The organism is Streptomyces sp. NPDC057438 (assembly GCF_042802995.1).
Classification (GTDB): domain Bacteria; phylum Actinomycetota; class Actinomycetes; order Streptomycetales; family Streptomycetaceae; genus Streptomyces.
The window spans coordinates 19,102-33,489 of sequence record NZ_JBHVDD010000038.1; the positions used below are offsets into that span (position 1 = coordinate 19,102).

Annotated in this window: 11 protein-coding genes; 7 read left to right on the forward strand and 4 right to left on the reverse strand. The window is 73.0% G+C overall.

The features are described 5' to 3' along the window. Nucleotides 1-168 precede the first annotated feature (168 nt). From ACFU5F_RS21520 to ACFU5F_RS21530, 3 genes are read left to right on the forward strand one after another with little or no spacing between them, the layout of a single operon-like run. A complete protein-coding gene (locus ACFU5F_RS21520) occupies nucleotides 169-1,209 on the forward strand; it encodes an AAA family ATPase (RefSeq protein WP_383889557.1) in 1,041 nt (346 codons plus the stop codon). Then, nucleotides 1,206-2,564, forward strand: coding sequence for a DUF58 domain-containing protein (locus ACFU5F_RS21525; protein WP_383889560.1), 1,359 nt, complete (start codon nucleotides 1,206-1,208; stop codon nucleotides 2,562-2,564). The genes ACFU5F_RS21520 and ACFU5F_RS21525 overlap by 4 nt, the downstream gene beginning before the upstream one ends. Next, on the forward strand, nucleotides 2,561-5,089 hold the full coding sequence (locus ACFU5F_RS21530) for a DUF3488 and DUF4129 domain-containing transglutaminase family protein (protein ID WP_383889563.1): 2,529 nt from the start codon (nucleotides 2,561-2,563) through the stop codon (nucleotides 5,087-5,089). The genes ACFU5F_RS21525 and ACFU5F_RS21530 overlap by 4 nt, the downstream gene beginning before the upstream one ends. A gap of 319 nt (nucleotides 5,090-5,408) precedes the next feature. Here ACFU5F_RS21530 and ACFU5F_RS21535 read toward each other — a convergent pair whose 3' ends face one another. The 3 genes from ACFU5F_RS21535 to ACFU5F_RS21545 form a co-directional block, all read right to left on the reverse strand. After that, nucleotides 5,409-5,810 carry a DUF3040 domain-containing protein gene (locus ACFU5F_RS21535; protein ID WP_383889566.1) on the reverse strand — a complete coding sequence of 134 codons (402 nt, stop codon included), beginning with the start codon at nucleotides 5,808-5,810 and terminating at the stop codon, nucleotides 5,409-5,411. Nucleotides 5,811-6,097: 287 nt separating this feature from the next. After that, entirely contained in the window at nucleotides 6,098-6,868 is a 771-nt protein-coding gene (locus ACFU5F_RS21540) for a methyltransferase (protein WP_383889569.1), read from the reverse strand. A gap of 130 nt (nucleotides 6,869-6,998) precedes the next feature. Further along, nucleotides 6,999-7,538: an SAV_6107 family HEPN domain-containing protein gene (locus ACFU5F_RS21545; protein WP_383889572.1), complete on the reverse strand. Its 540-nt coding sequence runs from the start codon at nucleotides 7,536-7,538 to the stop codon at nucleotides 6,999-7,001. A gap of 175 nt (nucleotides 7,539-7,713) precedes the next feature. On the opposite strand from ACFU5F_RS21545, the gene ACFU5F_RS21550 reads away from it, so the two are divergent. The 4 genes from ACFU5F_RS21550 (at nucleotide 7,714) to ACFU5F_RS21565 (ending at nucleotide 13,339) form a co-directional block, all read left to right on the forward strand. After that, the gene (locus tag ACFU5F_RS21550) at nucleotides 7,714-8,682 is read left to right on the forward strand and encodes an ATP-binding cassette domain-containing protein (protein ID WP_383889574.1); all 969 of its coding nucleotides are present in this window, start codon (nucleotides 7,714-7,716) and stop codon (nucleotides 8,680-8,682) included. Next, nucleotides 8,654-10,738, forward strand: coding sequence for a YhgE/Pip family protein (locus tag ACFU5F_RS21555; RefSeq protein WP_383889577.1), 2,085 nt, complete (start codon nucleotides 8,654-8,656; stop codon nucleotides 10,736-10,738). The genes ACFU5F_RS21550 and ACFU5F_RS21555 overlap by 29 nt, the downstream gene beginning before the upstream one ends. A 35-nt stretch (nucleotides 10,739-10,773) precedes the next feature. Beyond that, nucleotides 10,774-11,406 (forward strand): TetR/AcrR family transcriptional regulator, encoded by a 633-nt coding sequence (locus ACFU5F_RS21560; RefSeq protein ID WP_383889580.1) that lies wholly within the window; start codon nucleotides 10,774-10,776, stop codon nucleotides 11,404-11,406. Nucleotides 11,407-11,830: 424 nt separating this feature from the next. Beyond that, a complete protein-coding gene (locus tag ACFU5F_RS21565; protein WP_383889581.1) occupies nucleotides 11,831-13,339 on the forward strand; it encodes a phytoene desaturase family protein in 1,509 nt (502 codons plus the stop codon). A gap of 57 nt (nucleotides 13,340-13,396) precedes the next feature. Here the strand turns inward: ACFU5F_RS21565 and ACFU5F_RS21570 are convergent, their stop codons facing one another. Next, the gene (locus tag ACFU5F_RS21570) at nucleotides 13,397-14,365 is read right to left on the reverse strand and encodes a hypothetical protein (protein WP_383889584.1); all 969 of its coding nucleotides are present in this window, start codon (nucleotides 14,363-14,365) and stop codon (nucleotides 13,397-13,399) included. Between the last annotated feature and the right edge of the window lie 23 nt (nucleotides 14,366-14,388).

Here is a 14,388-nt window from a genome sequence, read left to right on the forward strand (position 1 = left end):
ATATCGCGGACCGTTGTCCACAGGCGAGTGACACGGATTGGTAACGGCAGCAAGAATGCGGATGTGACGTCACGCTGAGCAGTTCGCGCGTGGTGTCCGTGTTTCGGGGTGGGCCGGTCCGCATCGCAGAGCGACGGCCCAGAGAAAGAACGGGCCGAGGAGGGCCGGGTGACGACCTATGACGATCGAGCGAGCCTCACTGATCTGACCAGCACTGTGGAGCGAGTCCGCAGTTCGGTCGAAGGAGTGATCGAGGGCAAGCCTGAGGTCGTACGGCTTTCGCTGACAGTGCTGCTCGCCGAGGGACATCTTCTGATCGAGGATGTGCCCGGCGTCGGCAAGACCATGCTGGCCAAGGCACTGGCGCGGTCCATCGACTGCTCGGTGCGGCGTATCCAGTTCACGCCGGACCTGCTGCCGTCGGACATCACGGGCGTGTCCATCTGGGATCAGCAGCGCAAGGAGTTCGAGTTCAAGCCGGGCGCGATCTTCTCTCAGATCGTGATCGGCGACGAGATCAACCGCGCCTCGCCGAAGACGCAGTCCGCGCTGCTGGAGTCCCTGGAGGAACGCCAGGTCACCATCGACGGCACGACCTACGAGCTGCCCAGCCCCTTCATGGTGGTGGCCACGCAGAACCCCGTGGAGATGGAGGGCACCTACCCGCTGCCGGAGGCCCAGCGCGACCGCTTCATGGCCCGCGTCTCCGTCGGCTACCCCAGCCCGGAGGCCGAGCTGCAGATGCTCGACGTCCACGGCGGGGTCTCGCCGCTGGAGGACATGCAGCCGGTGGCGCACGCGCACGAGATCGTGAAGCTGATCGAGGCCGTCCGGGGCGTGCACGTCGCCGAAACGGTCCGGCGGTACGCGGTGGACCTGGTCGGCGCCACCCGCAGCCACCCGGACCTCAGACTCGGCGCCTCGCCGCGCGCCACGCTGCATCTGCTGCGTGCGGCGAGGGCGACCGCCGCCCTGAACGGCCGGGAGTACGCCCTGCCGGACGACATCCAGTCGCTGGCCGTGGCCATCCTCGCCCACCGGCTGCTGCCCACCGCCCAGGCCCAGCTCAACCGCCGTACGCCGGAGCAGGTCGTGCAGGAGATCCTGCAGCGCACGCCCGTACCGCAGGCGCCCCAGGCGCAGAGCGGCTTCGGCTCGGTGCACAGCACGCCCGCGTATCCGCAGCAGCCGCCGCGGAGGCTTGGATGACCACCCCCGGGCCGGCGCCCACCCCGGAGCAGGACAAGGGCGGGCTGCGTACGGCCCTCGCCGGCCTCACCACCCGCGGGCGCTCCTTCCTGGCCGCCGGCGTGGCGGCGGCCATCTGCGCGTACGTCCTCGGGCAGAGCGACCTGCTGAGGGTGGGCCTGTTGCTGGCCGTGCTGCCGCTGGTCTGCACGACCGTGCTGTACCGCACCCGCTACCGGGTCGCGGGCAGCCGCCGCCTGTCCCCCGCGCGGGTGCCGGCGGGCAGCGAGGCCCGCGTGCACCTGCGGATGGACAACGTCTCGCGGCTGCCCACCGGGCTGCTGATGCTCCAGGACCGGGTGCCCTACGTGCTCGGTCCGCGTCCGCGGTTCGTGCTGGACCGGGTGGAGGCGGGCGGCCGCCGGGAGGTGTCCTACCGCGTCCGTTCCGATCTGCGCGGCCGGTATCCGCTCGGCCCCCTCCAGTTGCGCCTGACCGACCCGTTCGGCATGTGCGAGCTGACCCGCTCCTTCTCCACGTACGACACGCTGACCGTCATCCCGCGGGTGGAGGCGCTGCCACCGGTGCGCCTCGGTGGGGAGGCGAAGGGGTACGGCGACGGCCGGCAGCGCTCGCTGGCGCTGGCCGGCGAGGACGACGTGATCCCCCGCGGCTACCGGCACGGCGACGACCTGCGCCGGGTGCACTGGCGTTCGACCGCGCGCTACGGCGAGCTGATGGTGCGCCGCGAGGAGCAGCCGCAGCGCGCCCGCTGCACGGTGCTGCTGGACACCCGGGCCGAGGCGTTCCTCGGCGCGGGCCCGGACTCGGCCTTCGAGTGGGCCGTCTCGGGCGCCGCCTCCACACTGGTCCACATGCTCGAACGGGGCTTCTCCGTACGGCTGCTGACGGACACCGGCAGTTCGGTGCCCGGCGAGGGCGCGGACGGGTTCGCGGGCGCCGGCCAGGAAACCGCCGACGCGGCGGGGCTGCTGATGGACACCCTCGCGGTGATCGACCACTCCGACGGCTCGGGCCTCTCACCCGCCTACGACGCGCTGCGCGGCGGCAACGAGGGGCTGCTGATCGCCTTCCTCGGCGACCTCGACGAGGAGCAGGCGACGATGATCGGCAAGATGCGGCGGCGCGGCGGCGGGGCGGTCGCGTTCCTGCTGGACAGCGAGACGTGGACGACCGAGACGGGCGAGGTGCCCGGTGCCGGGAGCGCGAGCGAGGAGTCGCTGCGGCTGCTGCACGAGGCGGGCTGGACGGCGCTGACCGTCCCGCGCGGCGCCTCGCCGGCGGACCTGTGGCGGCAGGCGGACCGACAGCGTCTCGGTGTGCTGTCCACAAGCGGCACGGAGGGACGGTCATGAGCGGGCGGGCGAGACTGGCGCTGTGCGCCTGGGCCGCGACGGTCATGGCGGCGTGCGCGATGCTGCCGCTGGTCGACCCGGCGACCTGGATCTTCCAGGCCGCCCTGATGCTGGGTGTGCTGACCGTCGTGGGAGCGCTCACCCGCCGGGTCCCGCTGGCGCGGCCGCTGACCGTGGCCGCCCAGGCGCTGGCCGCGCTGATGATGCTGACGCTGATCTTCGCCCGGGAGCAGGCGGTGGCCGGGATCGTCCCCGGCCCGAAGGCGTTCCAGCACTTCGCGGAGCTGTTGCGGTCGGGCGCCGACGACATCGGGCGGTACGCCATCCCGGCGCCGCTGAGCGACGGCATCCAGCTGATGATCATCGGCGGCGTGTTGGTGATAGGTCTCATGGTCGACGCGCTCGCGGTGACGTTCCGCAGCGCGGCCCCGGCCGGCCTGCCGCTGCTCGCGCTGTACTCGGTCGCGGCGGGCCTGTCCGACGGCGCCGCGTGGCTGTGGTTCCTGATGGCCTCCGCCGGCTATCTGCTGCTGCTCCTGACCGAGAGCCGCGACCGGCTCTCGCAGTGGGGCCGGGTCTTCGGCGGCTCGCCGCAGGGCTCGCGCGCGGAGTCCGCGGGCGGCCCGGTGGCCCCGGTCCGCACCGGGCGGCGCATCGGCGCGGTCGCGCTGGGCATCGCCCTGGTGGTGCCGCTCGGGCTGCCCTCCCTCGACGGAGGACTGCTGAGCGGCGCGGGCACCGGCATCGGCGGGGGGTCCGGCGGCGGCACGATCTCCGCGGTGAACCCCGTGGTGGCGCTGAGCGGCAGCCTGAACGTGGACGAGGACCGCCAGGTGCTGTCCTACCGCACCAACACGGACAACGTGCAGGAGATGTATCTGCGGATCGTCTCCCTGGACAGGTTCGACGGCACCGCCTGGACGCCGACCGAGCGCTCCATCACCGAAGTGCCGGGGGAGTTCGGCGCGCCCATCGGGCTCGCCGCCGACGTGAAGCGGACCTCGATCGAGACCCGGATCGTCGCGGCGGAGGACTACGAGCAGAACTGGCTGCCGATGCCGTACCCGGTCTCCCGTGTCGACATCGACGGCGACTGGCGGTACGAGCCCGTGGGGCGCACCCTGGTCGGTGACCACGGCCAGGACACCAAGGGCGCCCAGTACAAGGTCGAGAGCCTGATCGTGCGGCCCACGGCGGAGCAGCTGGCCTCGGCGCCGGAGCCGCCGCCGGCCCTGCGGCGGGAGTTCACCAAGGTGCCGGCCTCGCTGCCGTCGGTGGTGGCGCAGACCGCGCTGAAGGTCACCGAGGGCGCGACGAACGACTACGAGCGGGCGGTGAAGCTGCAGGACTGGTTCGCGTTCAGCGGCGAGTTCACGTACGACACCGAGGTGCGTTCCGGGACGGGCGCGCGGGCGATAGCCCGGTTCCTCCAGGACAAGGAGGGCTTCTGCGTCCACTTCTCGTTCGCGATGGCGTCGATGGCCCGCACCCTGGGCATACCGGCCCGGGTGGCCGTGGGCTTCACGCCCGGCACCCCGCAGACGAACGGCACGATGTCGGTGGGCCTGCGCGACGCGCACGCCTGGCCGGAGCTGTACTTCGAGGGTGTGGGCTGGACCCGCTTCGAGCCCACCCCCAACCGGGGCTCGACTCCCTCGTACACGGTGGCGGAGGACACCGGCCCGGGTGGTGTGCCCGATGTGCCCCGGCCCTCTCAGTCGGCGTCCACGGCCCCCTCCACCGCGCCGTCGGCGAGCGAGAGCTGCACCCCGCAGGAGGTGAAGCTGGAGGCCTGCGCGAGCGAGTCCGCGGTGGCCGTGGCGGGCCCGGACGACGAGGAGCGTTCGTTCTGGGCGCTGCTGTTCTTCTCCCCCTGGGCCCTGTTGATCCTTCCGGGAGCACTCCTGCTGCTGGCGATCCCGCTGCTGCCCATGCTGTGGCGGCTCCGGGTCCGCTCCCTGCGGCTGGGCGCCCATGACGGTGCGGTGCCGAAGGGGGCCCGTGCGCCCGTCGGCGCGCGGGAGGTGACCGAGGAGGCGGGCGGACCGCCGGGCTCTCCCGCGCATCCGGGCAGAGCCGACGGGTTCGGCCGTACGGAGGCCGCGGCGGCGCACGCGCTGGCCGCCTGGCAGGAGGTGACCGACACGGCCTGGGACTTCGGGATCGCGCCGGACGAGTCGCAGACGCCCCGCAAGGCCGCCGCGCGGATCGTGCGGCTCGGGGAGCTCGAACCGTCGGCCGCGGACGCCGTGCACCGGGTGGCGGCGGCGGTGGAGCAGGTCCTCTTCGCTCCGCGTCCGCAGGTACCGGCCGGTCTGGCCCGGGACGCGCACCGGGTCGGAGTCGGTCTCCGGGCCCACGCCGACCGCCGGACGAAGCTGCGGGCGCTGCTGCTGCCGCGTTCGACCGTTCGGGTGGTTTGGGCTCTCTCGGCCCGCTGGGGGCAGGCCCTGGACGAGCTGCTGGCCCGCGCCCAGACGCTACGGCTGCCCCGGCGACGCCCCTCGCCGGGCCGGCCAGGCTAGCGGCGGCCGGCCAGCCGGCGCCCCGCACGTACGTATGCCCCCGCCGGGTTCGCCCGGTGGGGGCATACGTACGTGCGGGGGCAGGCGAGGGTGGAGGTGAGGAAGGTGTCGTACGGGCGGTGCCCGGCCGTCCGGCTCCGCCGCGGCCCGGCCCGGCGGGAGCAGCCGTCGCCCTGGAGTGGCGCCGGCTGTTCGAATGTCGGGCACGCGCTTCGGGCGTGTGTTTCGGGCATGCGCGAAGGGTGACCGCCCTCTGAGGTGGTCACCCTTCGCCCGTGTTCAGTTCAGCTGTGGCTGTCGGATCGGCGATCCGGCGGACTCAGTGGCCGCCCTGCTCGTCACGACGACGCTGCCAGCGCTGTTCGATTCGGTCCATCATGGAGCGGCGCTGTCGGGCCTGACGACGCCCACCGGCGGAGCCTGCGGTGCCCGTGGGCTGTTCACCCGGCTTGGGGGCCTTGCGCCAACCGGTGACGGCGAGCACGGCGCAGCCCAGCATGACGAGGAATCCCACCACGCTGACCCAGATCTGCTGTGCGACCATTCCGGCCATGAGGAGCGCGATACCCACCAGAAAGCCCGCGACCGCCTGGTAGACCCGCCGCCGGGTGTACGTACGCAGCCCGCTTCCCTCGAGCGCTGACGCGAACTTGGGATCTTCGGCGTACAGCGCTCGCTCCATCTGCTCGAGCATGCGCTGCTCGTGCTCTGAGAGCGGCACGGAGTCCTCCTCATCGTGCGGTCGCCGGGGCGACCCGGGGGGTCCTCTTCAGGATAGGCAGGGAATCGCCCCCTTGAAACCCGCCCCTCTACGCCAATTCGCCAACCGGAACCCGCCATGGCACCCCGACCCGCTGAGGTGTGAATTCCCCAGCGGACGGCCCGTCATGCCGGAACGGCCTCCCTCGATCATACGGCTCCCGGCGCCCGATCGGGGGGCCTGTGGCGTACTCCATCCGCCGCCGAGCCCCTGATCAGGGGGTCACCCCCTTCGTCCCGGGGGACGGATCAGGACCCGGCGGCCCCTCGCGTCTCGCCCAGCACATGGAGTTGCGTGGCCACGGAGTGGAAGGCGGGCAGCTCGGCGACCGCGGCCTCCAGCTTGAGCAGGGCCTCCATGGCGCCGGGCTCGGTGTCCACGAGGACGCCCGGAACCAGGTCGGCGAAGACCCGCACGCCGTGCACGGCGGCGACCTCCAGGCCCGCGCCCTCGACGAGCGCGGTGAGCTGCTCGGCGGTGAAGCGGTGGGGAACCGGATCGCCCTCGCCCCAGCGTCCGTGCGGGTCGTCGAGGGCCTGCCGGGCCTCCTTGAAGTGCCCGGCGAGGGCCCGCGCGAGCACCGCGCCGCCCAGGCCGGCGGCGAGCAGGCTGAGCACGCCCTCGGGCCGCAGCGCGGCGACCGCGTTGCCGATGCCCTCGGCGGGGTCGTCCACGTACTCCAGGACGCCGTGGCAGAGCACGGCGTCGTACCCGCCGCGCTCGGCGACGTCGAAGAGGCCGTGCGCGTCGCCCTGGACGCCCCGCACCCGGTCGGCGACACCGGCCTCGGCGGCCCGGCGCTCCAGCGCGAACAGCGCGTTCGGGCTGGGGTCGACGACGGTGACGCGGTGACCGAGGCGGGCCACGGGCACCGCGAAGTTGCCGCTGCCGCCCCCGGTGTCCAGGACGTCCAGCGACTCGCGTGCCGCGGCCTTGACCCGGCGGTCGAGAGCGTCCCGCAGGACCTCCCAGACCACGGCGGTACGGAGAGAGGCGCGGGGGCGCATCGGGTCCGACACGGCAGTTGACTCCTCGGCGCGGCACCGCCTGCTGTGCGGCGGAGCGATGGGCTTGCGTCTCCGCCGGGCCGGGGGCGCGGCGGAGGGGTAGGTCTGCCCCAACCCTAATGGGCGGCGCCGGAACGGTCGGTCAGCCCGCGTCCGGGACCCCCGCATCACCGTCCCGCCGGGGCTGGGGGAGCACCGGCTGGAGCACCAGCATGCGTTCGACCAGGCGCAGGAACATCGCCACGTCGCGTATGAGGTCGTCGGCGTCCCGTGCGCTCGCCGCGCCCTGGATGCCCGCTTCGGCCCGCGCCCTGCGGGCGGCGCCGGAGGCGAACAGCGCGCTCCACTCGGCGAGTTCCGGCGCTATCTCGGGGAGCACTTCCCAGGCGCTGCGGATCTTGGCGCGGCGCTTCGGGGTGAGTTCCGGGCGGCCGCGGGCGGCGAGCACGGCGGCTGCGGTGCGCAGCGCGGCCAGGTGGGCGGTGGCGTACCGCTCGTTGGGGGTCGGGTGGGCGGACGCCTCGTCGAGTCCGGAGCGGGCCTGGGCGAGCAGGTCGAGGGCGGCGGGCGGGGCCGTCGCCCGGCGCAGCACGGGGTGCACGTCGCTCGCCGGGCCGGTCAGTGAGGGGGCAGGGCCGGTGGCGCGGCGCCGGTTGGCGGCTGCCGCGTGGTGGCTGGCCATGACGAACCTCCTGTCGTCTTCGGACGGCACACTCCGACACGAGGTGCCGTATGTGCTCATCGTGCGGTATGCCACTGACAATCCGTTCTGACCTGCTCTTTTGCTTCGAGCGGAAGTTCGGAGTAATTTTTGCACTGACCAGTCAGTTCAAAGAAAAGCAGAGGGGCTTGAGGGCATGGGAGAGCCGCGGGAGGCGGACGCCCGGCAGGGGACGGCCGGGGGTGTCGCCGTCGGCGCCGAGGGATTCGGGCTGAGGGGGCCGCGCGGGTGGGCGTTCCGGGGTGTCGGGTTCGACGCCGCGGCCGGTTCGCTGATCGCGGTCGAAGGGCCCTCCGGGTCGGGCCGCACCTGTCTGCTGCTCGCGCTCACCGGCCGTATGAAGCCGAGCGAGGGCCACGCCACGGTCGGCTCCCTGATGCTGCCCAAGCGGATGGCGACCGTACGCCGGGTCAGCGCCCTCGCCCATGTCCCCGGCGTGACCGACCTGGACCCGGCCCTGACCGTGGGCGAGCACCTGCGTGAACGGGCCCTGCTGCAGCGGCGGTTCGACGGCTCCCTGCGCGGGCTGCTGCGGCCCCGCGCCGAGCGCGCCGCCGAGGCCGAGGGCCGGATCGAGGCCGCCCTGACCGCGGCCGGGCTCGACCGCGAGACCCTGCCCAAGGGCTCCCGGACCGCGGTGCGCGACCTGGACCGGATGGAGGCCCTGCGGCTGTCCGTCGCCCTCGCCCTCGTCGGCCGACCCCGGCTGCTCGGTGTCGACGACACCGACCTGAAGCTCTCCGACGCCGAACGGGCCGCGATGTGGGCCCTGTTGCGGTCCCTCACCGAGTCCGGCATCACGGTGGTGGCGGTGTGCAGCGAAGCACCCCAGGGGGCGGTCGTGGTGTCCACGGCGGCGGAGAGGCGGGCACGCACGCGTACGGACGCGGAAGCGGACACCGAGGCGGCCGCGGACGCGGAGGCCGAGGACGGCGGCGACAGCGCCGGCCGCAGCGCCACCGCCGACACCGAGGCCGACGACGCCCCGGACGACACCGACGCCCCCGAATCCCCCGAACGCGACTCCCATACCGACGACACCGACGACACCGACGACACCGACAAGGAGACGACCGATGCGCTCGCCGAAACTCGCCGCGCTTGAGCTGAGGCGCTTCGGCCGCGGGAAGCTGCCGCGCGCCGCGCTGGTCTCGCTCCTGCTGCTGCCGCTGCTGTACGGCGCCCTGTACCTGTGGTCCTTCTGGGACCCGTACGGACGGCTCGACCGCATCCCCGTGGCCCTGGTGAACGACGACAGGGGGGCGTCGGTCGGAAAGGAGAGGCTGACGGCGGGCGACGACATCGCCGAGGGGCTGCGCGAGAGCGACACCTTCGAGTGGCACCGGGTGAGCGCCGCCGAGGCCCGGACCGGTGTCGAGGACGGCACGTACTACCTGTCGCTCACCATGCCGAAGGACTTCAGCGAGCGGATCGCGTCGAGTTCCGGGGACGTGCCGGAGACGGGCGCACTCCAGGTACGGACGAACGACGCGAACAACTACATCGTCGGACAGATCTCGCGGACCGTGTTCTCGGAGGTGCGGACGGCGGCGTCGACGAAGGCGTCACGGTCGTTCCTGGACCGGATCTTCATCTCGTTCTCGGACCTCCACGGGAAGACCGAGGAGGCGGCCGACGGCGCCGACGACCTCAAGGGCGGTATCGACAAGGCGGAGAAGGGGTCCAAGGACCTCGCGGACGGCCTGCGGACGGCCAAGGAGGGCAGCGGCAAGCTGTCCGGCGGTCTGAGCGACCTGGACAAGGGCGCCGGGGACCTGGAGGACGGCGCCCAGCAGGTCGCGGACGGCACCGGGAAGCTCGCCGACAAGGTCGGCGCCGCGGCGGACCGGGTGCGGCCCTTCCTCGACGAGAACGGGGACACGATCGCCGACACCGCCACCCTGGTCGCCGACTCGACGGCCACGATCCGGGAGCACCTCGACGCGTTCGTGACGACGGCACCGGCCGCCGCGACCGGCACCCGTACCGCATCCGACACCCTCGACGACGTCTATCAGCGCCGGTGCGAGGAGCCCGTCCTGCCCGACGCTGCCTGCGCTGACCTGAAGAAGGCCAAGGACGCGGCGGCGAAGGCGGCCACGCTCGCCGAGGACGTCGACACCGTGGTGAAGAACTACGGCGGAGACATCAAGGCCTTCGACAAGGACCTGCAGACCCTGGAGAAGCAGGCCCGCGCCCTCGCGAAGGCCGCGCCCACCCTGTCCGCGGACCTCGACAATGCCGTCGCCAAGGTGAACGCCCTCGACACGGGCGCCACGAAGGTCGCCAAGGGGGCCAAGACCCTGCACACCGGCCTCGGTACCGCCAAGACGGGCGCTGAGGACCTGGACACGGGCGTCGGCGCGCTGAAGACGGGCGCCGCCGACCTCAAGGGCGGGATGTACAAGCTGGCCGACGGTTCGGGGAAGCTGGCGGGCGGTCTGCACGACGGGGCCGAGAAGATCCCCGACTACGACGAGCAGGACCGCGACAAGCGCACCGAAGTGATGGCCGACCCCGTGCAGTTGGCCACCAAGGACCTGCACAAGGCACCCAACTACGGCACCGGGTTCGCCCCGTACTTCATCCCGCTGTCCCTGTGGGTGGGCGCCATGGTGGCGTACATGCTGATCCAGCCGCTCAATCGGCGGGCCCTCGCGGCGGGCGCCTCGCCCTGGCGGATCGCGCTGGCGGGCTGGCTGCCGGTGGCCGCGCTGGGCGTGCTGCAGACGGTCGCTCTGATGGCGGTGCTGGACTGGGCGGTCGGCCTGCAGATGGCGCGGGCGGCCGGCACGGTGGGCTTCCTGTTCCTGGTGACGGCGTGCTTCGCGGCGATCGTGCAGTGGCTCAACGCCCGGTTCGGGGCGGCGGGCCGGATCCTCGTCCTCGCCTTCCTGATGCTCCAGTTGACGTCCGCGGGCGGTACGTACCCCGTGCAGACCAGCCCCGGATTCTTCAACGCGGTCCACCCCTTCCTGCCGATGAGCCATGTCGTCGACGCGCTCAGGAGGCTCATCACCGGCGGCGGCCTCGGCCCGGTCTGGCAGGCGTGCGCGGTGCTGGTGGCCTTCACCGTCGGCGCCCTCGCCCTGACCGCCGTGTCCGCCCGCCGCAAGCAGGTGTGGACCCTGGACCGGCTGCACCCGGAGTTGAGCCTGTGACCGCGCACGGCACGGTTCCTGTGACAATCAGGGCCATGGAAAGCAGCAACTCCCCCGGCGGCGCGGGCGGGGGCCGTCGCGAGGCGACCCGGCAGAAACTCTACGAAGCGGCCGTCACCCTCATCGCGGAGCAGGGGTTCTCCGCGACCACGGTGGACGAGATCGCCGAACGCGCCGGTGTCGCCAAGGGCACGGTCTACTACAACTTCGCGAGCAAGTCGGTCCTCTTCGAGGAGCTGCTGCGGCACGGCGTGGGACTCCTCACCGCCTCCCTCCGCGAGGCCGCCGAGCGCACCGCGCAGGAGGGCGGCAGCAGGGTCGACTCGCTGGACGCGATGATCCGGGCCGGACTCCTCTTCATCGACCGCTACCCCTCCTTCACCCAGCTCTACGTGGCGGAGCTGTGGCGGACCAACCGTGCCTGGCAGTCCACGCTGATGGTCGTCCGGCAGGAGGCCGTCGCGGTCGTCGAGGGGGTGCTGCGCGAGGGCGTCGAGGGCGGCGAGCTTAGCGACGAGATCGACATCGGCCTGACGGCGTCGGCCCTGGTCGGCATGGTCCTGGTGGCCGCGCTGGACTGGAAGGCGTTCCAGCCGGACCGTTCCCTGGACGACGTCCACGCGGCCCTGTCCCGGCTGCTCCAGGGCCGGGTGAGCGGAACCCGCTGACCGGGCCGGGACGGAGGAGCGGAACCCGCGGCCCGAACAGGACGGACAGCGGAAGCGTGGGCGCACGGACAGAAGCGCCGGCCCGAACTGGCAGCGTCCCCCGCGTGCCACCTCGGACCGGCGCCCTCCCCGTTCCCCCGTGCTCCCCCGTGCCTCGCTCCCGTCGACTGGCGTCGGCGGAAGGAGCGGTGGGGGCGCGAGTGCCGTTCCGCCGCCCCGTGTCGGCGGTACCGCGGCCGCGCCCCTTCCCGTGCCTCCACCTTCTCCTTCGCGCAGGTGGGAGCCCATCCGCGCGCGTACTCATCTCACCGGCTGAGTACGTGTACTCAGCCCTGTGTACTCAGCCCCGGCCCCGGCTGTTGCCGACCGGTGACGATCACGCCCGCGAGGCACCGGGGAAGCGGCGCCCGATAAGGTCGCCGGCATGGCAAGAATCGCGGTGATCGGCGCAGGTCTCGGCGCCATGGCGGCCGCCGCCCGGCTGGCCGTCGCCGGCCACGGTGTGGTGGTGCACGAGAGCACGCGGACCTACGGCGGAGCCGTGGGCCGCTTCGAGCGCGACGGCTTCGCGTTCGACACGGGCCCCGGACTGCTGCCCCTGCCCGCCGTGTACCGCGATCTGTTCCTCAAGACGGGCAAGGAGTCGCTGGAGAGCCGCGTCGAGCTGGTCCAGGTGGACCCGGCGGCGCGGCACGTCTTCGCGGACGGCACCGACCTGCTGCTCCCCAACGTCTCGCGCGCGGGCGTGGTCACCGCACTGAACGCCGCGCTCGGCCCGGGCGCCGGTGACCGCTGGGGCGACTTCCTGGTGCGGGCCCGCGAGGCCTGGGACCGCACCCGCAGGCCTCTCCTGGAGGAGCCGCTGTGGACCGACTGGAAGGTGCTCGCCGAGCGCGAGCCGTACCCGTCGGTGCCCCACAGGCGTCTCCTGCGCACCCGCCGCGCCACCACCCTCGCCGAGGTCGGCGCGTGGGAGCTGCGCGACCCCCGGCTGGCGGCCCTGCTGGAGAGCCACGCCCTCGCGTACGGCCTGGATCCCCGGACCGTCCCGGCGAGCGCGGCGGTCCTGCCGTACATGGAGCACGCCTTCGGGACCTGGTACGTCCGGGGCGGAATGCGGGAGTTGGCGCGGGCGCTGTACGAGCGGTGCGTGGCCCGGCGGGTCGAGTTCGTCTTCGGCTCCGAGGTCACCGGGATCGTCGAGAAGGACGGCCGGGCGGCCGGGGTGGAACTGGCCGACGGCACGGTCGCGGAGGCCGACTTCGTGGTCGCCGGCGTCGCGCCCGAGGTACTGGGCCGATGGCTGCGGCAGCCGGCCGTGCGGAGCGAGGGCGAGGTACCGGCGCAGCGGGGGACGACGAGCCGCCTGACCGTGCTGCTGGCGCTGCGCGGCCCCCGGCCGGACGGCACGCCGCACCGGACGGTGGTCCACGCGCAGGACCGCGACGCCGAGCTGGACCTGGTGTTCGGCCCTGCCCCCGGGACGGTCGCACGGCCCACGGTGACGGTGCTGCGCCCCGACGACCCGGCCCTGGTGCCGGACTCCGGCCACGAGGCGGTCACGGTCACCTGCACGGTCCCGGCCGGGCACGACGGGAGCGGGGCGGACAGGGCGGAGGAGTACGCGGACCGGCTGATCACCGCGGCCGAGCGGGCCGTCCCCGGTCTGCGGGAGCGCCTCGTCTGGCACGAGGTCCGCACACCGGCCGACATCGCGCGGACGACGGGTGCGCACGGGGGCGCGGTACCGGCGCCGACGCTCGCCGCGGGCGACGGACGGCTGCTGCATCCGTCCAACAGCACCGCCACACCGGGCCTGTTCACCGTCGGCGGCTGGTCCCACCCGGGCGGCGGACTGCCGCACGCCGGGATGTCGGGGGCGCTGGTGGCCGGGCTGATCGTGGAGGGTCCCGGTTTCCGCGGCTCACAGTGAGACGCCGGGCCTCAGCAGAGGCCCGGCCGCCCTACGACAACGCCTGCGGAAACGCCGTCAGAAACGGTACTGCTGCTCGTCGTAGCCGTTCTGGCCATTGCCGTGCCCGTTCCCGTTCCCGTTGCCCTGGTACGGGTACTGCTGGTCCGCCGGGAGGTCGGAGCCGAAGGGGTCGTCGGTGTTGCGCTGCTGCGGGACCCACACACCACCGGGCGGGGTCTCGCCGCCGTAGCCGCCGTTGCCGTACTGGTCCTGGCCGTAGCCCTGCTGCCCGTACCCCTGCTGACCGTAGGACTGGTCGTAGGAGGCGGTGGCGTCGTACGTCTGCGTGCCGATGTACGGGTCGGAGTAGGCGGCGTACTGCTGCTGGTTCGGGTCGTAGCCGTACCCCTGCTGGTCGTAGCCGTAGTAGGCGAAGGCCTCGTCCTGCGCGGACCGGTCGGCCGTCGCGTGGGACTGGTCGCTCGCGCCCGCGTAGGTGTTCTCGTCGCGGTAGACGCCGTACGTGCTGGTGTCGTCCGGCATGGGCTCCGGCGAGTACACGGTGGCCGCGGCGGGGGTGGACTGCGGGCGGACGAACACGTCGTCGTCACGGTCGTCGTCGAGCGCGTCGTCACCGCGGAGGTACGTTCCGGCAGCCGTGGATTCCAGGTCCGTGGCCTCCAGGGCCGGGTCCTGGCGGTCCGGCTCGCCGCGCCGCCGCTTCTTGCCGGCCTTGGGGAAGCCGGCCCGGGACAGCTTGCCGCCCTCCTCGCCCTCGCCCTCGTCGGAGCGCGGGCGGACGGCCCAGCCGGCCTCGAAGCCGCGGCGGAACGACAGGGTCACGTACGTCTGGCCGACCGCGAAGGCGATGGCGCCCAGCGCGATGACGATCACGTTCGGGATGAGCACACCGAGGACGACGCAGAGGAAACCGGCGAAGGCGAGCAGCCGCCAGCGCAGCCGCGCCTTGTACTGCAGCAGCACCTCACCCAGCAGCCACAACGCGACGACACCGAACGCGATGTAGAGGACCGTCCAGCCCATGTACGCCCCTCTCCCTGTGGCCG

What these genes read in the sequence shown, in the direction of transcription:
- ACFU5F_RS21565 (WP_383889581.1), top strand. Translation starts at nt 11,831, where the DNA reads ATGGCAAGAATCGCGGTGATCGGCGCAGGTCTCGGCGCCATGGCGGCC.
- ACFU5F_RS21530 (WP_383889563.1), top strand. Translation starts at nt 2,561, where the DNA reads ATGAGCGGGCGGGCGAGACTGGCGCTGTGCGCCTGGGCCGCGACGGTC.
- ACFU5F_RS21550 (WP_383889574.1), top strand. Translation starts at nt 7,714, where the DNA reads ATGGGAGAGCCGCGGGAGGCGGACGCCCGGCAGGGGACGGCCGGGGGT.
- ACFU5F_RS21560 (WP_383889580.1), top strand. Translation starts at nt 10,774, where the DNA reads ATGGAAAGCAGCAACTCCCCCGGCGGCGCGGGCGGGGGCCGTCGCGAG.
- ACFU5F_RS21555 (WP_383889577.1), top strand. Translation starts at nt 8,654, where the DNA reads ATGCGCTCGCCGAAACTCGCCGCGCTTGAGCTGAGGCGCTTCGGCCGC.
- ACFU5F_RS21570 (WP_383889584.1), bottom strand. Translation starts at nt 14,365, where the DNA reads ATGGGCTGGACGGTCCTCTACATCGCGTTCGGTGTCGTCGCGTTGTGG.
- ACFU5F_RS21545 (WP_383889572.1), bottom strand. Translation starts at nt 7,538, where the DNA reads ATGGCCAGCCACCACGCGGCAGCCGCCAACCGGCGCCGCGCCACCGGC.
- ACFU5F_RS21525 (WP_383889560.1), top strand. Translation starts at nt 1,206, where the DNA reads ATGACCACCCCCGGGCCGGCGCCCACCCCGGAGCAGGACAAGGGCGGG.